The following is a 19,870-nucleotide window of genomic DNA, read 5'->3' as shown; positions in this document are numbered from 1 at the left end:
GGCCGAGCTGTGTTGGTGCGGCTGGTTCAGTCGGCCATGTCGGTGGCGTGGCGCTGGGTGACGATGCCGCGCGCGATGAGCGCGTCGTCGCCGCGCACCATGCCGGCGACGTTCATCGCGACGCCGCGCACCCGCATGGCGGGGTGGCGCGGTTTGCTCGGCGGCTCGAGCTCGCGCACGGCTTCCTCGCCCCCGTCGTGGAGCAGGCAGAGCTTCGCCACCTCGTGCGCGTGGCGGTACATGACGGAGTGCGCGGCGTCGTCGACCTCGACGGCTCGGCCGCGAGGAACGAGCTCGACGAGGCGCTCGGCCCACTCGCGAGGGCAGTTCGCGTCGTGGTCGCCGCGCACGATGAGCGTGTCGGCCTGCACGGCGCCGATGCGCTCCTCGATGCGGTAGCGCATCATGCGAGGCAGGGTCTTGAGGATCCAGCGCGGGCCGCACATCGCGTACGACATCCCGACGAGCACCCGCACCGCGCCCGGTTCGTAGAGCGCGGAGTGCGCGAGGCGAAGGATCTGCTGGGGGATGGTGCGGGCGTCGGCGTCGATGACAGGGCCGATGAGGACGAGCGAGGTGAGCTCGGGGCGGCGGGCGGCAAGCTCCGTGGCGACCTGAGCGCCCATCGAGTGACCAATGACGACGGGGTCGTCGAGGCCGAGGTCGTCGATGACGGCGCCCGCGATCTCGGCGAAGTCGCCGATGTCGAGCGCGCGGTCGCGGTGACGCACCCCGCCGAACCCGGGCAGGTCGATGGCGTGGACCGAACCGGTGGTGTTGAGGTCCGCCGCGAGGCGTACGTAGTAGTTCGAGGCGACGCCGATGCCGGCGAGCAGGACGAAGTCCCGGCCTGCCGGACCCTTGAGCGTGGTGACGCGGGCCTGGGTCGTGCCGCGGCGCACGCGACGGACGGTGACGTTCTCGCCCTGCACCTTCTCGTCGGCAGCAACGGCCTGTGCGCTCACGTGTTCGTCACCCTCTGCATGTCGTCTCGATGGGGTGGCCTTGCCGATCGCCCCACTGCCCGAAGAGCCTACCCGGCGGTAATCAGCGCGGCCGGTGACGGCATAACCGCACGATCGGCGGCGTTCTCGTGTGCGTGATCCACGATTCCCTCGTCATCGGAGCCGGTCAGGGTGGCCTGGCGTCGTCCTATGCGCTGAAGCGGCGGGGCATCGAGCACGTCGTGCTCGACCGCGATTCCGGCCCGGGCGGGGCGTGGCAGCACCGCTGGGACGCGCTCACGATGGACGACGTCCACGGAGTCGCCGACCTGCCCGACTCAACCGCGCCCGGGCGCTCACCGGAACGGGCGAACGTCGTCATTCCGGAGTACTTCGGTGAGTACGAGAGCGAACACGACCTGCCGGTCGAACGGCCCGTCAAGGTGATGCGCGTGGAGGCGGAGGACGGGGCGCGGCGGGGCCCGCTCGTCGTCACGGCCGACGACGGCCGCACGTGGCGCACGCGCACCCTCGTCAATGCGACGGGCACATGGACCCGGCCCTTCGTGCCGACCTATCCGGGTGCGGCGCAGTTCGCGGGGGAGCAGTTCCACACCGCCACCTACCCCGGCCCGGAGCACCTGCGCGGCAAGCGTGTCGCGGTCGTCGGGGGCGGCGCGTCGGCGGTGCAGTTCATCGGGCAGATCGCCCCGATCGCCGACGTCGTGTGGGTGACGCGGCGCGAGCCGGTGTGGAGCGAGGGGTTCGACGGCGTCGCCGTCGTCACGGGCATCGAGGAGCGGGCCGTGCAGGGGTTGCCGGTTCAGAGTGTCGTCTCCGGGACAGCACTCACCTTGCGGCCCCAGGAGAAGGATGCGGCCCGCCTCGGTGTGTACGACGCGCGGTTGCCGATGTTCGAGCGGATCGAACCGGACGGGCTGCGCTGGTCGGATGGCCGGTTCGAGCGTGTCGACGTCATTCTGTGGGCGACGGGCTTCCGGCCCGCGATCGACCACCTCGCGCCGTTGCACCTGCGCTCGTCGGCCGGCGGCATCGCGCTCGAGCGGGTGCCGGGCAACGTCCAGGGCGCGACGACGGCCGCGCTCGACCCGCGGATCCACTTCGTCGGCTACGGGCCGTCGGCGAGCACGATCGGCGCCTCCCGCGCGGCTCGTCAGGCGGCCCGGGCGGTGGAGAAGTACCTCGCCGAGGACCGATCGCGAGACTGACGTCCGCGTGCTGCGTTTCGCCCGATCTTGTGGGTTTCGCAGCCGACGCGACGCCGGGGTGGCGTCAAATGCCCAGCCTTGGGAGTTGTGCAGCCGTCGGACCCCGAAACGGCGCGCACCGCCCAGCCGTCGCGCGCCGAAAAATCTTCTTGAGAAAATCCTTCGGCACCCGGGAATGATCCAGCGCTCACGAAAGTTGAGTCAAGTAAGAGCAACTTTGGTGAGTCTGGGATTGACACTGCAGACCAACCGGAGTTGAGTCAGCATCAGTCAACCTGACGGCTCGGGTCATGCGGCCCGGCGTCGTCGTGAGCAACACGAAGGAGCATCCCTCATGGGTCGCGCAGTAGGTATTGACCTCGGTACCACCAACTCGGCCGTTGCCGTCCTCGAAGGTAACGAGCCCAAGATCATCGCGAACGCCGAAGGCGCTCGCACCACCCCGTCGGTCGTCGCGTTCTCCAAGGGCGGCGAGATCCTCGTCGGCGAGATCGCCAAGCGTCAGGCCGTGACGAACGTCGACCGCACCATCCGCTCCGTCAAGCGCCACATGGGCACCGACTGGAGCACGCAGATCGACGACAAGAAGTACACCCCGCAGGAGATCTCGGCGCGCACGCTCATGAAGCTCAAGCGCGACGCCGAGTCCTACCTCGGTGAGGACGTCACGGACGCCGTCATCACGGTTCCGGCGTACTTCGACGACGCCGAGCGTCAGGCCACGAAGGAGGCCGGCGAGATCGCGGGCCTCAACGTCCTGCGCATCGTCAACGAGCCCACCGCTGCTGCTCTGGCCTACGGCCTCGACAAGGGCAAGGAAGACGAGCTCATCCTGGTCTTCGACCTCGGTGGCGGTACGTTCGACGTCTCCCTCCTCGAGGTCGGCAAGGACGAGGAGGACGGCTTCGCCACCATCCAGGTGCGCGCCACCTCCGGTGACAACAAGCTCGGCGGTGACGACTGGGACCAGCGCATCGTCGACCACCTCGTCAACAAGGTGAAGAGCGAGTCGGGCGTCGACCTGTCGAAGGACAAGATCGCCATGCAGCGTCTGCGTGACGCCGCGGAGCAGGCCAAGAAGGAACTCTCGAGCTCCAGCTCGACGAACATCTCCCTGCAGTACCTGTCCATGGGCGAGAACGGCCCGATCCACGCGGAGGAGACGCTCACCCGCGCGCAGTTCGAGAAGATGACCTCCGACCTGCTCGAGCGCACGAAGAAGCCGTTCGAGAACGTCCTCAAGGACGCAGGCGTCAAGGTCTCCGACATCGACCACGTCGTGCTCGTCGGTGGTTCCACCCGCATGCCGGCCGTCACGGAGCTCGTGACGAAGCTGTGCGACGGCAAGGAGCCGAACAAGGGCGTCAACCCGGACGAGGTCGTCGCCGTCGGCGCCGCCCTGCAGGCCGGTGTCCTCAAGGGTGAGCGCAAGGACGTCCTCCTCATCGACGTCACACCGCTGAGCCTCGGCATCGAGACGAAGGGTGGCCTGTTCACCAAGCTCATCGAGCGCAACACGGCCATCCCGACGAAGCGCACCGAGGTGTTCTCCACGGCTGAGGACAACCAGCCGTCGGTCGACATCCAGGTGTTCCAGGGTGAGCGTGAGATCGCCAAGGCCAACAAGCCGCTCGGTAACTTCGAGCTCACCGGTATCGCCCCGGCTCCCCGTGGCGTGCCGCAGATCGAGGTCACGTTCGACATCGACGCCAACGGCATCGTCCACGTCTCCGCGAAGGACCGTGGCACGAACAAGGAGCAGTCGATGACGATCTCCGGTGGCTCCGCGCTGCCGAAGGAAGACATCGAGCGCATGGTCAAGGAGGCCGAGGAGCACGCCGCCGAGGACGCGAAGCGTCGCGAGGAGGCTGAGGCCCGCAACACGGGTGAGGCTCTCGTCTACTCGACGGAGAAGTTCCTCGAGGAGAACGGCGACAAGGTGCCTGCTGACGAGAAGTCCGCCACGGAGAGCGCCCTCGCCGAGCTCAAGGAGGCCCTGAAGCCGGAGTCGTCCGCGACGCCGGAGGACATCAACGCCAAGGCCACGGCGCTGTCCGAGGCCAGCCAGAAGATGGGCGCTGCGATGTACGCCGCGAGCGCCGAGGCCGGCGACGCCGGTGTTGAGGGTGCTGCCGGGGAGCAGCCCCAGTCCGGTGGCGACGACGACGTCGTGGACGCCGAGGTCGTCGACGACGAGGACGACACCAAGAAGTGATGCGGTGACGGGTGGAGGCCGGTGACGGTCTCCACCCGGGCCCTCACATCGTCGAGCCATGGCTCGGCGCGACACGGATCTGCACGGCCGGTGGGCTGCCCACAGGCAGCTCACCGGCCGCTGTGCCACCCGGATCACCCGCGTGGCAGGAAGGAGTCCGACATGACGGACGCACAGAACAACCCCGCACCGGGCGAGGGTGACAACTCGTTCGCCGGCGGTGTCGGCGACGACCTGCCCGGCGGCAAGAACACGAAGAACGTCAAGGCGTCCGAGCAGGACGCGGCCGGCGAGAACCTTCAGCAGCAGGCCGACGAGGCCGAATCGGCGTCGACGCCGGACGAGGTCGCGGGCGAGGCCAGCGAGAGCGTCGAGGAGAACGAGCACCCCGACACCAAGCTCGCGGCCGAGCGCCTGGCCGACCTGCAGCGTCTGCAGGCCGAGTACGTCAACTACCGCAACCGCGTCGAGCGTGACCGGGCCCGCGAGAAGGAGACGACGATCGGTTCGGTCGTCGAATCCCTCATCCCGGTGCTCGACGACATCGAGCTCGCCCGCCAGCACGGCGACCTCACCGACGGCCCGATGAGCAAGATCGCCTCCAAGCTGGAGACGACGCTCGACCGCTACGGTGTCGCTCGCTTCGGCGAGGCCGGTGAAGCGTTCGACCCTAACGTCCACGAGGCCCTCATGCACGTCGAGGCCGAGGCACCCGAGGGCGTCGACGGAACGTTCGTCGTCCAGGTGCTGCAGCCCGGCTACAAGGTGGGTGAGCGCGTCGTGCGCGCCGCCCGCGTCTCGGTGGCAGGCTGACGCCGAACCACGTCGGCGTGGGGCCGCACGAACCGTTCGGTCCCACGCCACCACGGGTGAGCGACTCGCTCACCTCGACCACATTCATCTTTCGCACGCGCACGCGATACGCGCCCCCAGCGTCCCGGACGCCGGACGACGCGCCATCACACAGATCAGGAGGTGCGCATGGCCAGTCAGGACTGGTTCGAGAAGGACTTCTACGCCACTCTCGGTGTCGCGCAGGACGCGAGCGAGGACGAGATCAAGAAGGCCTACCGCAAGCTCGCCCGCACGTGGCACCCGGACAAGAACCCCGGTGACGCTGCCGCGGAGCAGAAGTTCAAGGACATCGGCGAGGCTCACCAGGTGCTCGCCGACCCCGAGCAGCGTCAGCAGTACGACGCCGTTCGCCAGATGGCGCGCGGCGGTGCCCGCTTCGGCGGCGGCGCCGGGGGAGCCGGCGGCTTCGAGGACGTTTTCTCCTCGATGTTCGGTGGCGGCGGTGGTGGCGCCCGCACGTATTCGGCGGGTGGCGCCGGTCAGCAGGGCCTCAACCTCGAGGATCTGCTCGCACAGTTCGGCGGAGCCGGTGGTGGCTTCTCCGGCGGAGGGTTCCCCGGTGGGGGCGGCTACCAGCGTCAGGCGCAGCCGCGCGGTGGCCAGGATGTCGAGGCGCGCGCCTCGATCACGTTCCGTCAGGCCGTCGAGGGCAGCGAGGTGCGCATCAGCGACGCCGATGGCCAGAGCTTCACCGCGCGCATTCCGGCCGGGGTGAAGGACGGGCAGAAGATCCGGTTGCGCGGCAAGGGCCGTGCCGGCTTCGGCGGTGGCCCGAACGGCGACATGATCCTGCACGTCAGCGTCGGCACCGACCCGATCTTCGGCCGCGACGGTGACAACCTCACCGTCGAGCTGCCCGTGACGTTCGCCGAGGCGACCCTCGGCGCCACGGTGCAGGTGCCCACCTTCGACGGCAAGAGCGTCAAGGTCCGCGTCGCGCCCGGCACGCCCTCGGGCCGCAGCCTGCGCGTCAAGGGCCGTGGCGTGAAGACGAAGAAGGCGACCGGCGACCTCATCGCGAAGGTTCACGTCGTCGTGCCGAAGGAGCTCACCGACGAGCAGCGTCAGGCTGTCGAGACCCTCGCGGCGGGCGAAGCCGACCCGCGCGAAGAGCTGCTCGCTAAGGCGCGTCAGGCCGCGTCGTGACACCGCGCGAGAGCGGTGGTTTCCGCTCCGGGCAGGCCGACTTCGTGCGTGCCGACCCGTCCAAGCCGGTCTACGTCATCTCGGTGGCGGCCGAACTGGCGGGCATGCACGCGCAGACGTTGCGCCAGTACGACCGTCTGGGGCTTGTCACCCCCGAACGCACGGGTGGCGGCGGTCGCCGCTACTCGATGCGCGACATCGCGCAGTTGCGTCAGGTGCAGGAGTTGTCGTCGGAGGGCGTCTCGCTCGCCGGCATCCAACGCATCATGGAGCTTGAGCACCAGGTCGCGGCGCTGCGGGCGCGGATCGAGGAGCTGAGCGAACAGAACGCGCAGTACCGCGACGCGCTCGAATCGCGCTCTCACACGCGCGTCTTCGCGGCCGGGCGCGACGGCATCGTCGCGCTGCGGCCCGGCGAACGACCGCGCCCGCGCTCGACCGGGCGTTCGCTCGTGCCGTACGGCACCCGCTGAGCCCGAGCTCGTCAGACGCACGTCGCACCCTCCGGAGCGCGCGACGCAGCGCCACACCGTCGTCGTACAACACCTGCATGGCCGATGCCCTCATCCCCGACTCGGGATGAGGGCCTCGGCGCGCGATGCGGGCGTCAGGTCGCCGTCACAGGATGCCGTGCTCGCGCAGCAGCACGCCGATCTCGGTGGAGTCGAGCCCCTTCGCGATCTTGCGGCGCAGTACGGCGGGGCCGGGCAGCTCGGTCTTCTCGCCGTCCTTGAGGCGCGCCGAGGCGTCGAGCAGCGTCCGCACGTCGTAGGTCGAGTTGAACACATCGGGAACACCGCGCTCGACGCCGAACAACTGGTAGGTGGCTTCCATGCCGGTGCGCACCGAGTACTCGGTCGTGAAGATGCAGTCGCGGCTCGTCTCGGCGAACTGGCCGATGAAGGCGAAGTTCTCCGCGCCCTCCGGCACGACGTCAGGGCGGTCACCGGCCTTGCGGGGCATGAAGAACGACGTCACGTACGGCATCATGACCGGTACGCACTTCGCGCCCGTCGCCGCGAGTTCGGGAATGTCAGCCTCGGGCACGCCGAGGTGGTAGAGCCACTCGGCGGTGATCTCCTCGCCGGTGCACTCGCTCATCGGCTTCTTGACGTAGTCGCCGGGCGTGTCGACGAACAGGCTGTAGACCCACACGACGATCTGGTCCTTCGGCTGCTTCTTGAAGTGCGGCTGGCGGTTCACCGTCCAGCTCATGAGCCAGCTCGAATCCTTGACGGTGACGATGCCGCCCGTCACGACCCGTCCGCTGAAGGGGTCGCGCTTGGCGATGCGCCGGATGTACTCGGGGATGCGCTCATCGAGCGTCGTGACGGTCGCCGACTCCCACTTCGTCTCGTCGATGGAGCTGCAGAACACCTCGGGACGCCCGAACGACGGATCCTTGCGCGCGATCTTCTTCCACAGGTCCCACGCCGACGCAGGGCCGCGGTTCAGCGTCGCGGCGGTGTGGTGGTCGCCCTCGTCGGAGTTGTCGACGAGTGAGCCGATCGTCATCAGGACGTAATCGTCTTCCCCGAGGTCGACGCCCGTGTCACCGGCGTGCTCACCGGTGCGGGTCCACTCGATGCGGGTCGCGCGCTTGGCCGACGCCGTCAGGTCGAACTCGACGTCCGTCACCTCCGTGTCGTACTGGAAACGCACGCCCTGCTCGCTCAGCCACTTCGTCATCGGCAGCACGAGCGACTCGTACTGGTTGTACTTGGTGAACTTGAGCGCCGAGAAGTCCGGCAGTCCGCCGATGTGGTGGATGAAGCGGTGCAGGTACAGCTTCATCTCGAGTGCGCTGTGCCATTCCTCGAACGCGAACATCGTGCGCCAGTAGAGCCAGAAGTTGCTGTCGAGGAAGTCGCGGCCGAACACCTCGTCGATGCGCTTGTTCTCCATCTCCTCGCGCGTCGCGAGGAACACCTTGACGAGGTCCTTCTGCGCCTTCTTGTTCAGCGTGAACAACCCGTCGGTGTGCGCGTCCTGGCCGCGTTCGACGGTGGCGCGCTGCAGCGAGTAGTTCGGGTCGTCCTTGTTGAGCCAGTAGAACTCGTCGAGCACGGACGCGCCCTCGACCTCAAGGCTGGGGATCGTGCGGAAGCAATCCCACAGGCACTCGAAGTGGTTCTCCATCTCGCGTCCACCGCGGATGACGAACCCCTTCTCGGGCTCCTCGATCCCGTCGAGGGCGCCACCGGCGAGGGAGCCCTTCTCGAGGATCGTGATGTTCTCGCCGGGGACGGCGGCGTCACGGATCATGAAGACGGCCGCCGCGAGGCCCGCGAGGCCGCTGCCGACGATCCAGGCGTGCTTGCTCGCGGCGTCCTTCGGCGGGCGGGGACGGGCGAAGGCTTCGTAGTTTCCACTGCTGTAATACATGGGATCTCCTCGAGGTCGGGTGCGCGAGATCATCGCGCCGGACGATGGATGAGCGGACGGCTGCGTGCGCCGTCAGGGCTGCAGGATGAAACGGATCGGGTTGCCGTCCTTGCGCGCGAGCCGCTCGAGCACCTCGGGCGCTTCCTCGAGCGGGAAGACCCCGCTGATCGACGCCGACAGGTCGAGCCGCTTCGTGCGGGTCAACGCGACGAGCTGGTGGACGTCCGTTCCCTCGCTGCCGTAGTGGCCGCGCAACGTCAGCTGCTTGTAGGCGAATGCGGTGTCGGACGGAATCTCGATGGGCCGCCCGGCGAGGCCGACGATGACGAGACGTCCCTGCGGCGCGAGGGAGGCCATCGCCTGGGCCCGCACGGGGGCCACGCCCGCGAAGTCGAACGCGACGTCGAGACCGCGGGGTGAGAGCTGACGGATGGCGTCCTCTGCGTCTTCAGGGGCGCACGCCACGTCGGCGCCGACGGCGAGCGCCCGTTCGCGGGCGGCCTCGAGCGGGTCGATCGCGACGATGGGGGAGGCGCCGATGAGACGCAGCAACTGCACGGCGTGAATGCCCAGCCCGCCGAGGCCCCAGACGCCGACGGCCTCCCCGGCGCGCACGCGCCCGCTCGTCTGGATGGCTGCCCACGGCGTCGAGACGGCGTCGGGGATGATGGCGGCCTGCTCGAACGGGAGGTCGCCGGGGATCGGGACGAGCGTCTCGGCCTGCGCGACGGCGTATTCGGCGTACCCGCCGTCGTAGTCGACACCGCGCGTCAGGATGCGGCCGTTCGGGAGGCGGTGGCCGGCCTGCAGCAGGACGCGGCTGCCCACCTCGATGCCGGGCAGTGTCGGCACGCCATCACCGAGGGCGGTGACGATGCCCGCGACCTCGTGACCGAGCGTCACCTTCTCGCTGTCGAGGAACTGCGGCGCGATGAGCCCTTCGAGCAGGTGCACGTCCGACAGGCAGACGCCCGCCGCCTTCACCTCGATGACGGCTTGGCCCGGCCCTGGCGTCGGGACGGGTACCTCCTCAACGTTCAGGGTGTGGTGCGTGACGTCGAGGCGTGCGGCCTTCATGGTGTCCATGGTGTCTCCTTCGTTTCCGGATATTTTTGACTGTACTCATTTTTTGCGGCGCCACCAGGGCCTTTCGGCCCGGGTAATGTTTCGATCCATGACGCTTCCCCTCAGCGCCACGGCCGCGTCCGCGACACCGTCGGCCGATTCGACGGCCCCGACGAGGCCGGCCCCCACGCCGGGTACGCCTGACGCCACGGTCGTGACCCGCCGACGTCCCGTCGTGAGCGGCGCGGACCAGCAGGGTCGTCGCGCACGCAACAAGGCCGACAAGCAGGCCCGCATCCTCGCGGCTGCCGAGAGCCTGCTCGGTGAGGTGGGGTACGAGCGCATGACGACGGCCGAGGTGGCCAAGCGCGCCAACGTCGCCGCCGGCACCGTGTTCCAGTACGCCCCGACGAAGGCGGAACTGCTCATGATGGTCGTCGAACACGAGTGGCGTGATCTCGTCGACGATCACCTGCCCGACGACGCCGGTGACGGTGGGGTGCGCGAGCGCGTCCTGCGTCTGCTCGAACCGTTCGCGCAGCAGGCCCGTGACTACCCCGAGAACGCGATGGTCGTCGGACGGGAGGTGCTGTTCGGTGCGCCCGGGCCGTATCGCGAGAAGGTCGTCGCGCTGGTCGCCGGTCTCGAGGACGCCATCGCGGCGCTGCTCGTCGCAGCGGGGGGTGACGCGGAGCGCAGCGTCGTCGCCGCGGGCCTCATCGTCTCCGGTGGGGTGCTCGAGCTGAACCGCACGCGTACCGGACGCGCCGAGGTCGAATCCGTGGCGCGCCGCCTCGGGGATCTCGTCGACGTCGCGGTGCGCGGCGCGGGCGTCTGATCGCCCGTGAGCGTGACGCGGGCGCTCAGCCGGCGTGGCGTTCACCTGCGCGTGCCCTGACCTCGACGGCGTCACCCGCGCGCGCACGGGCCAGTCGCTTCATGCCGTCCGCGGGGCGGATCGGTTCGGGCCACTTCGGGGGGAGCGAATCGCCCTCACGGACGCCGTTGATGCGGCGCCGGAGGAGGGGGATCACCTCGGTGGCGAGCCATCGGCTCTCGGTGCGGATGCTCTCGCGCCAGTGCGGCGCCTCGAACGGAGGCAGCTCCGGCAGTTTGAGCGTGTGGGGGATGCCGAGTTCGGCGAGCACGTAGGCGGCGAGGTGCTTGTGCCCGAGCCGGCTCATGTGGATGCGGTCGAACGCCCACATGCGCGGGTCGTCGAACTCGCGAAACTGGGTGTGATCGACGAGCAGGCAGCCGTACTGGCGGGCCAGTTCGCGCACGGAGTCGTTGTAGAAGACGATGCGCCGCCGCAGCGGCTCGAGCGCCGTCGAGATCTTCACGTCGAACGTCGTGAACAGCAGCACCTGCGCGCCCGATCCGACGAGGCGCTGCAGCGCGGCCTCGTAACGCTCCATGATGGCGGGCATATCGGAGCGGACGGCGAGGATGTCGTTGCCGCCTGCGTAGAAGGAGATGAGCGTCGGGTTCAACGCGAGTGCGGCGTCGAACTGTTCGTCGACGATCTCGTCGAGGCGTTTACTGCGGATGGCGAAGTTCGCGTACTCCCACGTCGCGTCCGCGCGCCCCATCTGGCGGGCCATACGATCGGCCCACCCGCGCACGCCGTTGGGGTACATGAGGTTCGCGTCACCGACGCCCTCGGTGAACGAGTCACCCACCGCCACATAACGTCCGTTCATCGCCGCGAACCTAGGGCTGACGGCCGACGTCGTCGTGGCGCCCCGACGACCGGCGTGCGACGACGTCGTGAAAGCCGGGTGAACCGAGCCGTCGTCAGATCTGCGGGTTGTTCCTCGCGATGACCTCGACGGCGCTCTTGCTTTCGACGAGACCGAGCCCGGTGGCCTTGCGGTACACCGCGATCGCCTCGACCTCGCGGCCGTTGTTCACGAGGTAGCTGACGCGCTGGGAGATGTCCTGGCCGCTGCGCAGATCGGTCACCTCCTGCTCGAGCTGGCGCACGCGCTTCTGCAGCGCGAAGTTGCTCAGCGCGACGAGCACGAGAAGGATCAGCGCGATGACGAACGCCCAAGTCATTCGGGGGACTCCTTGAGTGGGGGAACGCCGCCCAATCTACCGGCGGCGCGTCCTGTGGCAATCGGCGAGCACGCTTGGCACAGTGGTGGCATGACCGAGTACCTCATGATCTTCCCCGAACGCGAGATCGCCGACGAGATCGCTGAAGACCTGCTCGAGGAGGACGACTTCACCGAGGTGCGCGTCGTCCGCGAGGCGCTCGCCGGTGAAGAGGACGACGAAGACCACGACTGGGGCGTCTACGTGCGTCAGGCGACGATCGACGACGCCGCCTCCGCCGTCGCGCAGGCGCTCGCCGAGCGCTTCGAGAAACTGGCCGAGGAGAACGGCGGCTGGCTCGACGACAACCCCGCGCAGCAGCCCACCCGCTGACCGACGCGCGCTGACCGACGCGACGAAGCGCCGCACCCCCTTTCGGGCGTGCGGCGCTTCGCCTTGTGCGCTTCAGGCGTCAGCTTGCGGCCAGCTCGGAGAGCTTCTGCAGGCTCTCCTCGAGCGCGTGCTCCTGGACGAGCGGGAAGTGCACCTTCTTAAGCAGTTCCTTGTCGGTGACCTTGCTCCAGTCGTACGTGAGGGTCACCTCGGTCTCGTTCGGGCCCTTCGCGTCGAGCTCGTACATCCACTCCCAGCCCTTCGGCTCGGTGCCGGCCGGCGCCGTCTGCCAGGCGACGAGCTTGTCGTCGACGTAACCGGTGACGTGGTTGTCGGTCTGGTATTCGCCGCCCATGTGCTCGCCCTCCATGTTCATGGTGAACACCTGGCCGACCTTCTGGATGCGGTCGCCGTGGTCGACGCTGCGGATGAAGCCGGAGCCGTCGAGCTTCACGTGCTCGGCCGGGTTGGTGAGCACGTTGAACACGCTCTGGGCCGGAGCTTCGATCGTGCGGGTGACGGTGATCTTCTGGTTGTCAGTCATGCCTTCACCTTTTCTCACTCGGCCGCGCTCCGCAAGGGGTGGCCGCAGGGGAGCGTGCCTTCGACCGCTCCGGTAGCGTGAACGTGAAACCGGGTGGCGCACCGCGCCACGGACGAAGGAGTCACAGATGAGCGACCAGCGAGGCGTCGAGCGCCCCTTCGACGGGCGCCGCGACGAGGCGGACGGCATGGTGCTGCACGAGGAGCGCCTGACGCCCGGCGTCGAACGCTACGAGGTGGGGCGGGTCGAGGTGCGCAAGCGCATCATCGTCGAGGAACTGACGGTGACGCTGCCCGTGCGCCGTGAGGTGGCTGACCTCGTGCGGGTCTACGACGACGGCAGCGAGGAGGTGCTCGATCTGCCTCCGTCGTACTGGGAGCCGCGCATCGAGGACCGCACCGGCGGCATGCCGTACGGCTCGAAGGAGACCCCCGCCGGCGCCTACGGCGAGGCCGAAGGCCGGGACGACGATGCCATTGACGGCGTGCGCTCCGACTCACGCGACGAGGTTTACGACGGCCAGCGCGACGAACGCGAGCGCTCCGGAGCCCGCCGTTCGGCAGAGGCCGACGGTTACGACGTCGTGCTGCACGAGGAGCGCCCGGTCATCAGCACCGAGGTGTACGCCGTCGAGCGGCTGCGTCTGAGCGTCGATCGCGAGACGCAGAACATGACCTACACCGACACGGTGCGCCGAGAAGTCGTCGACTTCGACCTCGACGGCGACACCTACCCCGACGTCACCCGCTGACACGGAGGACGGGAGGCGGTGGTCCACGATTGCGCCTCGTCGTCCGTCGCCCCGCACGGCGGGAACGTGGTCGCACGTGAGCGGCGCGCCCTCGACGGGAAGCATCGCACCCAGCACGAACAGGGCATCATGCGCCGAGGTACTGCTGGAATAGTTCAGCGCGAGAGGCGTTGAGCCTGAGCAGGATTCAACCTGATCTGGAGGTCACACCATGTCCGAGTCCAAAAAGCCCCAGGCCGACGAGGCCGAGCACGGCGCGTACTTCCCCTCGGTGTACTCCCTGGGCCAGTACGTCCCGGCGAAGAGCGATTTCGACGGCGGTGAGAAGCGCACCGTGACCGAGGGGCCGAAGAAGATCCTCGCCGTCATGGTCGATGAACGTTACCTGCCCGTCGAGGGAGAGGCGCTGTTCAGCACCGGCAACCACCCGATCGAGACGCTCGTACCCCTCATGCACCTGAGCGAGGCGGGGTACGAGATCGAGATCGCGACGCCGTCCGGGCTCATGGGCAAGTTCGAGTACTGGGCGTTCCCCAAGGAGGACGACGCCGTCAAGGACGCGTTCGAGACCCTGTTGCCCAAGATCCGCAACCCGAAGAACCTCGCGGACGTCGTCAAGAACGAGCTGGGCGCCGACAGCGAGTACGCGGCCATCTTCATTCCGGGCGGTCACGGTGCGATGATTTCGCTTCAGGATGACGAGAACGTCGGCGCGGTGCTGCGCTGGGCATTGGACGTCGACCGCTACGTCATCACCCTCTGCCACGGTCCGGCTGCGCTGCTCGCGGCCGGCGAGAACGGCTCCTCACCGTTCGACGGCTACTCGATCGCGGTGTTCCCCGACTCTCTCGACGAGGGCGCCAACGTCGAGATCGGCTACCTGCCGGGCAAGCTCACCTGGGCGCTCGGTGAAGCGTTGCGCGGTCAAGGCATCACGCTCGTCAACGACGACATGACCGGTGCCGTTCACGCAGACCGCAAGCTGCTCACGGGGGACAGCCCGCTGGCCGCGAATGCGCTGGGCCGTCTCGCCGTCGAGCACCTCACCGGCACGGTCTCCTGACGCGATCGTCTGCGCCCGGCTTGGGTGGCGGAATCCTCGCTTCGCTCCGGTCCCACCACCCAAGCCGTTCTTGTCAGCCCGCGATCACATGACGCGGTTGCCTGCGCCCGGAGCCAGCGCGGACATCCTCGCTCCGCTGCGGTGCCCACGCAGGCTCCGTTCTTGTCAGCCCGCGATCACATGACGCGGTTGCCTGCGCCCGGAGCCAGCGCGGACATCCTCGCTCCGCTGCGGTGCCCACGCAGGCTCCGTTCTTGTCAGCCCGCGATCACATGACGCGGTTGCCTGCGCCCGGAGCCAGCGCGGACATCCTCGCTCCGCTGCGGTGCCCACGCCGGCTCCGTTCTTGTCAGCCCGCGATGTCGTATTCCTTGAGGCGCTTCTTGTCGGTCTTGCGCCCCGAGGCCTGGAGGGCCAAAAGCTCCGCATAGATGCCGCCGGAGACGGCGAGTTCCTCAGGGGGCCCGACCTCGTCGATGCGCCCGTCACGCAGCGTGACGATGCGGTCGACCGTGCTGATCGTCGAGAGGCGGTGGGCGATGATGAGCGACGTGCGCCCCTCCATCAGCTCGTCGAGACCGGCCTGCACGAGGCGCTCCGACTTCGTGTCGAGCGCGCTCGTCGCCTCGTCGAGAATGAGGATCGGGGCGTCCTTGAGCATGGCTCGCGCCACGGCGATGCGCTGCTTCTGCCCACCCGAGAGCTTGAGGCCGCGTTCGCCGATCGTCGTGTCGTAGCCGTCGTCGAAACGGCGGATGAAGATGTCGGCGTTGGCGCGCTTCGCGGCGTCGACGATCTCTTCCTCGCTCGCGTCGGGCCGCCCGTACGCGATGTTCTCCCGGATGGTTCCGCTGAACAGCGAGCTGTCCTGGAAGACCACGCCGAAGTCCGAGCGCAGCTGCGCGAGCGGCGTCTCGTCGACGTCGCGACCGAAGACGCTGAGGCGGCCCTCGCGCAGGCGGTAGAGGCCGAGCAGCAGGCTGATGAGCGTCGTCTTGCCGCCGCCCGACTCGCCGACGAACGCGATGCGCTCACCGTGTCGAATGGAGAGGTCGATGTGCTCGAGCACCGCGCGATTGTCGTCGTAGCCGAAGGTCGCGTCGTCGAACTCGATCACGGTGTCGTCGCGGCCGTCGTCGCTCCCACGAGCCGTCGCGCTGCTCGCCCGCGACGCCGGCGCATCGTCGGCAGCGAGGGCGGCGATGTCACGCTCGGGCATTTCGTCGAGCACCTTGAAGTAGTCGCGGCTGCCCGCGACGGCGCGCTGCCCCGAGTCGACGAGGTAACTCATCATCATGACGGGCTGGCGGGCCATGTTGACGAGCTGGATGAGCAGCACCATGTCGCCGATGGTGAAGACGCCGCGCACGGTCTGTACGAACACGATGGCGTACACGCCGAAGAATATGACGTTGAGCGAGCCGCGGCGGGCGGCGTCCATGAGGTGCCAGTAGCGCGACTGCACGCGCGTGGTCGCGACGGTGCTGGCGTACCGGTCGTCGAACGACGTGAGCTCGCGCTTCTCCTGGCCGAAGCTCTTGACGACGCGGATCTGCCCGACGACCTCCGCGAAGCGGCCGCCGGCGATGTCGAACTGCTCGTTCTTCTGTTGCTCGAGCACCTGCCACTTCTTGCTCGTGAGCGTCGTCAGGTACATGTAGACCGGGAAGACGATGAGCAGCAAGAGCGCGAGTGGCCACGAGTAGACCGCCGAGATGATGAGTACCGCGAACGTCGTGAGCAACATCGGCAGGAAGTTGTTCGCGAACATGTTGAGGAACTGCGTCGTCTCGGAGATGTTGCGCGACAACCGGTTGATGATCGTGCCGGTCAGTTCACGGTCGAAGTAGCTCTGCGGCAGCGTGAGCAGCTTCTCGAAGTAACGCGTCGACAGGATGCGGCGCATGCGTACCGCGGCGACGTCACCGATGTACCCGCCGATGTTGCTGATGAACGTGTTCGCGAGGTCGGCGACGAGTAGCGCGACGGCGAACCACACGATCGTCTTCACGTGCCCGTCGGTGTGCCCACCCGCCTTGACGACATCGACGACCTCGTCGGTGGCACCCGAGATGATGAACGGCATGAGCAACGCCGTTGTGGTGATGAGCACCGAGGTGAAGAGGATGGCGACGTAGGAGGGCCACAACACGCGTGTGGAGGAGAGGATCTTGCCGAGACTGCGCACAGTTCAGAGTCTCACCGGGGTGTGACAACCCGAAATCGCGTCAATCGTCCGGCGCGAGCCGGGAGGATGGTTGCGGGGGGCTCGTGGGCTCCGATCCGGCGTCGCCTCCCTGACTCGTCGAGGTCCGCATCTCGCAGCAGCGAACCGGCAGCGACGTCGGTGACCGTGTCGTTGATGGAGAAACGCCGCGCTGGCCGACCGCCTTGAGTGGAATAGGCTCAACTTTCCTGTCGTTGACGATGACAAGCAGTGTTGCACCCAGTAGAACTGTTCCCAGTGACACGGTGAAAGCAGCACGCATCGCACACGTTTCAAGGGCAAGGAGTCAGCCAGTGGATCTTCAACTGACCACGAAGGCGCAGGAGGCCCTCTCCGGCGCCGTAACCGCAGCGCAGACGGCGGGCAACCCGTCGATCGAGCCTGCCCACATGCTCAAGGCGCTCGTCGAGCAGACCGACACGACGACGCGTCCCCTGCTCGAGGCCTCGGCATCGAGCCCGGCCGCCGTCACGGCGGAGGCCGACCGCGTGCTCGCCACGTACCCCAGCTCGAGCGGCGCCAGCGTCGGACAGCCGGGCATGAGCCGCGAACTGCTCAACATCCTCGAGCAGGCGCGCACGATCATGTCGTCGATGGGTGACTCGTTCACCTCCACCGACCACATCCTTCTCGCGCTCGCGCGCACCGGCCGTTTCTCGTCGCTCGACGCCGAGGGCATCGAGGCTGCGATCCCGGGCACACGTGGCGGGCGCAAGGTGACGAACGCCGACCCGGAGGGCACCTTCGAGGCGCTCGAGAAGTTCGGTACCGACCTCACCGCCGTCGCCCGCGAGGGCAAGCTCGACCCGGTTATCGGCCGCGACAGCGAGATCCGTCGCGTCGTGCAGGTGCTCAGCCGCCGAACGAAGAACAACCCGGTGCTCATCGGTGAGCCCGGCGTCGGCAAGACGGCCGTCGTCGAGGGTCTCGCACAGCGCATCGTCGCCGGTGACGTGCCGGAGAGCTTGCGCGACAAGCGCCTCATTTCGCTCGACCTCGGCGCCATGGTCGCCGGAGCCAAGTACCGCGGCGAGTTCGAGGAGCGCCTCAAGGCCGTTCTCGAGGAGATCAAGAGCTCCGACGGCGAGATCGTCACCTTCATCGACGAGATCCACACGGTCGTCGGCGCGGGCGCCGGCGGCGACTCGTCGATGGACGCGGGCAACATGCTCAAGCCGATGCTCGCGCGCGGCGAACTGCGCCTCGTCGGCGCGACGACGCTCGACGAGTACCGCGAGAACATCGAGAAGGACCCGGCGCTCGAGCGTCGCTTCCAGCAGGTGTTCGTCGGTGAGCCGAGCGTCGAGGACACGATCGCCATCCTGCGCGGGCTCAAGGAGCGCTACGAGGCGCACCACAAGGTGGCCATCGCGGACCAGGCGCTCGTCGCCGCGGCGTCGCTGAGCGACCGCTACATCACGAGCCGTCAGCTGCCCGACAAGGCCATCGACCTCATCGACGAGGCCGCATCGCGCATGCGCATGGAGATCGACTCCTCGCCGGTCGAGATCGACCAGCTGCGCCGTAGCGTCGACCGTCTCAAGATGGAGGAGCTGCACCTCGAGAACGAGACCGACCCGGCGTCCGTCGACCGGCTCAAGAAGCTGCGGGCCGACCTCGCCGACACCGAGGAGCAACTCGCCGCGCTGACGGCGCGCTGGGAGGCGGAGAAGGCCGGCCTCAACAAGGTGGGCGACCTCAAGGCTCAGATCGACGACCTGCGCACGCAGGCCGAGCGGCTGCAGCGCGAGGGCGACTACGCGTCGGCGTCGAAGCTGCTCTACGGCGACATCCCGACGCTCGAGAAGCAGCTCGAGGAGGCCCAGGCGGCCGAGGCCACCAGCTCGACGGCCGGTGGTGAGGCGCCGATGGTCTCCGAGGAGGTCGGAGCCGACGACATCGCCGAGGTCATCGCAGCCTGGACCGGCATCCCCGCAGGCCGCCTGCTCGAGGGCGAGACCGAGAAGCTCCTGCGCATGGAGGACTTCCTCGGTGAGCGTCTCATCGGCCAGCGTGATGCCGTGGAGGCTGTGTCCGACGCCGTGCGCCGTTCGCGCTCCGGCATTGCCGACCCCGATCGTCCGACCGGTTCGTTCCTCTTCCTCGGCCCGACGGGTGTGGGTAAGACGGAACTCGCGAAGTCGCTCGCCGACTTCCTCTTCGACGACGAGCGCGCCATGGTGCGCATCGACATGTCGGAGTACTCGGAGCGTCACGCGGTGGCTCGCCTCATCGGCTCGCCGCCCGGATACGTCGGGTACGAAGAGGGCGGACAGCTCACCGAGGCCGTGCGTCGTCGCCCGTACTCGGTCGTGCTGCTCGACGAGGTGGAGAAGGCTCACCCCGAGACCTTCGACATCCTGCTGCAGGTGCTCGACGACGGACGCCTCACGGACGGTCAGGGCCGCACGGTCGACTTCCGCAACGTCATCCTCGTCATGACCTCGAACCTGGGCAGCCAGTACCTCGTCGACCCGACGATGAGCCCGGACGCGAAGCGTGACGCCGTCATGGGTGCGGTGCGCGGGCAGTTCAAGCCCGAGTTCCTCAACCGTCTCGACGAGGTCGTCATCTTCGATCCGCTGACGCAGGACGAGCTCTCGCACATCGTCGAACTGCAGGTGGCGTCGCTCAGCCGCCGCCTCGCCGACCGCCGCATCACGCTCGACGTGACGCCGGCCGCGCGCGAGTGGCTCGCCGCGACGGGTTACGACCCGGCCTACGGCGCACGTCCGCTGCGCCGACTCGTGCAGAAGGAGATCGGCGACCGCCTCGCGCGTGCGCTGCTCGGCGGCGAGGTGCTCGACGGGCAGAACGTCGTCATCGACGTCGAGCGCGGCGAGGCGCTGAAGATGCCCGAGGGTGTCGAGGCGCCGGCGGGTATGGAGGCTCCGGTCACGGGCCTCAAGGTCGTGCCCGGTGCCGTGAGCTGACACGTTCCCTCACGAGAGGCGGCGGTTCCCCTGGGAGCCGCCGCCTCTCTTCGTGCCGGCCACGGTTTCTCGTTCAGGGG

The 19,870-nt window shown here is 68.2% G+C and carries 17 protein-coding genes; 10 read left to right on the top strand and 7 right to left on the bottom strand.

Going from position 1 to position 19,870, the window contains the following annotated elements:
- Positions 1–26 precede the first annotated feature (26 nt).
- Complete coding sequence (locus H7F30_RS00395) at positions 27–965, bottom strand: alpha/beta fold hydrolase (protein WP_052946768.1); 939 nt, start codon at positions 963–965, stop codon at positions 27–29.
- A 137-nt stretch (positions 966–1,102) separates the two neighbouring features.
- Here H7F30_RS00395 and H7F30_RS00390 point away from each other — a divergent pair, with 137 nt between their 5' ends.
- From H7F30_RS00390 to H7F30_RS00370, 5 genes are all read left to right on the top strand, one after another.
- Positions 1,103–2,173, top strand: a complete 1,071-nt coding sequence (locus tag H7F30_RS00390) for an NAD(P)/FAD-dependent oxidoreductase (RefSeq protein ID WP_187037757.1) — start codon at positions 1,103–1,105, stop codon at positions 2,171–2,173.
- A 334-nt stretch (positions 2,174–2,507) separates the two neighbouring features.
- Positions 2,508–4,388: a molecular chaperone DnaK gene (gene dnaK / locus H7F30_RS00385; RefSeq protein WP_129664111.1), complete on the top strand. Its 1,881-nt coding sequence runs from the start codon at positions 2,508–2,510 to the stop codon at positions 4,386–4,388.
- 162 nt (positions 4,389–4,550) lie between these two features.
- Positions 4,551–5,201, top strand: coding sequence for a nucleotide exchange factor GrpE (locus H7F30_RS00380; protein WP_129664113.1), 651 nt, complete (start codon positions 4,551–4,553; stop codon positions 5,199–5,201).
- A 168-nt stretch (positions 5,202–5,369) separates the two neighbouring features.
- Positions 5,370–6,389 (top strand): DnaJ C-terminal domain-containing protein, encoded by a 1,020-nt coding sequence (locus H7F30_RS00375; RefSeq protein ID WP_129664115.1) that lies wholly within the window; start codon positions 5,370–5,372, stop codon positions 6,387–6,389.
- Positions 6,386–6,862, top strand: a complete 477-nt coding sequence (locus H7F30_RS00370; protein WP_370448525.1) for a heat shock protein transcriptional repressor HspR — start codon at positions 6,386–6,388, stop codon at positions 6,860–6,862. The genes H7F30_RS00375 and H7F30_RS00370 overlap by 4 nt, the downstream gene beginning before the upstream one ends.
- A 145-nt stretch (positions 6,863–7,007) precedes the next feature.
- Here H7F30_RS00370 and H7F30_RS00365 read toward each other — a convergent pair whose 3' ends face one another.
- Positions 7,008–8,774 (bottom strand): oleate hydratase, encoded by a 1,767-nt coding sequence (locus H7F30_RS00365; RefSeq protein WP_129664117.1) that lies wholly within the window; start codon positions 8,772–8,774, stop codon positions 7,008–7,010.
- Between the two features lie 72 nt (positions 8,775–8,846).
- Positions 8,847–9,860: a zinc-binding dehydrogenase gene (locus H7F30_RS00360; RefSeq protein WP_129664119.1), complete on the bottom strand. Its 1,014-nt coding sequence runs from the start codon at positions 9,858–9,860 to the stop codon at positions 8,847–8,849.
- An 88-nt stretch (positions 9,861–9,948) separates the two neighbouring features.
- On the opposite strand from H7F30_RS00360, the gene H7F30_RS00355 reads away from it, so the two are divergent.
- The gene (locus tag H7F30_RS00355) at positions 9,949–10,677 is read left to right on the top strand and encodes a TetR/AcrR family transcriptional regulator (protein WP_165357889.1); all 729 of its coding nucleotides are present in this window, start codon (positions 9,949–9,951) and stop codon (positions 10,675–10,677) included.
- A gap of 25 nt (positions 10,678–10,702) precedes the next feature.
- Here the strand turns inward: H7F30_RS00355 and H7F30_RS00350 are convergent, their stop codons facing one another.
- On the bottom strand, positions 10,703–11,542 hold the full coding sequence (locus tag H7F30_RS00350; protein ID WP_129664123.1) for an SGNH/GDSL hydrolase family protein: 840 nt from the start codon (positions 11,540–11,542) through the stop codon (positions 10,703–10,705).
- A gap of 94 nt (positions 11,543–11,636) precedes the next feature.
- Positions 11,637–11,900 carry a hypothetical protein gene (locus H7F30_RS00345; protein ID WP_118914607.1) on the bottom strand — a complete coding sequence of 88 codons (264 nt, stop codon included), beginning with the start codon at positions 11,898–11,900 and terminating at the stop codon, positions 11,637–11,639.
- A 90-nt stretch (positions 11,901–11,990) separates the two neighbouring features.
- On the opposite strand from H7F30_RS00345, the gene H7F30_RS00340 reads away from it, so the two are divergent.
- A complete protein-coding gene (locus H7F30_RS00340; protein WP_047310487.1) occupies positions 11,991–12,272 on the top strand; it encodes a hypothetical protein in 282 nt (93 codons plus the stop codon).
- A 79-nt stretch (positions 12,273–12,351) separates the two neighbouring features.
- On the opposite strand, the gene H7F30_RS00335 is transcribed toward H7F30_RS00340, so the two are convergent.
- Positions 12,352–12,816: an SRPBCC family protein gene (locus H7F30_RS00335; RefSeq protein ID WP_129664125.1), complete on the bottom strand. Its 465-nt coding sequence runs from the start codon at positions 12,814–12,816 to the stop codon at positions 12,352–12,354.
- A gap of 127 nt (positions 12,817–12,943) precedes the next feature.
- On the opposite strand from H7F30_RS00335, the gene H7F30_RS00330 reads away from it, so the two are divergent.
- Positions 12,944–13,567 (top strand): DUF2382 domain-containing protein, encoded by a 624-nt coding sequence (locus H7F30_RS00330; RefSeq protein WP_129664127.1) that lies wholly within the window; start codon positions 12,944–12,946, stop codon positions 13,565–13,567.
- 211 nt (positions 13,568–13,778) lie between these two features.
- Positions 13,779–14,630: a glyoxalase III HchA gene (gene hchA, locus H7F30_RS00325; protein ID WP_129664129.1), complete on the top strand. Its 852-nt coding sequence runs from the start codon at positions 13,779–13,781 to the stop codon at positions 14,628–14,630.
- Between the two features lie 349 nt (positions 14,631–14,979).
- Here the strand turns inward: hchA and H7F30_RS00320 are convergent, their stop codons facing one another.
- Positions 14,980–16,818, bottom strand: a complete 1,839-nt coding sequence (locus H7F30_RS00320) for an ABC transporter ATP-binding protein (protein ID WP_187036033.1) — start codon at positions 16,816–16,818, stop codon at positions 14,980–14,982.
- Between the two features lie 332 nt (positions 16,819–17,150).
- On the opposite strand from H7F30_RS00320, the gene clpB reads away from it, so the two are divergent.
- Positions 17,151–19,790, top strand: coding sequence for an ATP-dependent chaperone ClpB (gene clpB / locus H7F30_RS00315; RefSeq protein ID WP_047310482.1), 2,640 nt, complete (start codon positions 17,151–17,153; stop codon positions 19,788–19,790).
- Positions 19,791–19,870 lie beyond the last annotated feature (80 nt).

Origin of the sequence: Dermacoccus sp. PAMC28757, assembly GCF_014302635.1 — a bacterium.
Lineage (GTDB): Bacteria > Actinomycetota > Actinomycetes > Actinomycetales > Dermatophilaceae > Dermacoccus > Dermacoccus abyssi.
Note: the sequence above shows the minus strand (reverse complement) of the source record. Positions and strands in the feature narration are given on the sequence as shown.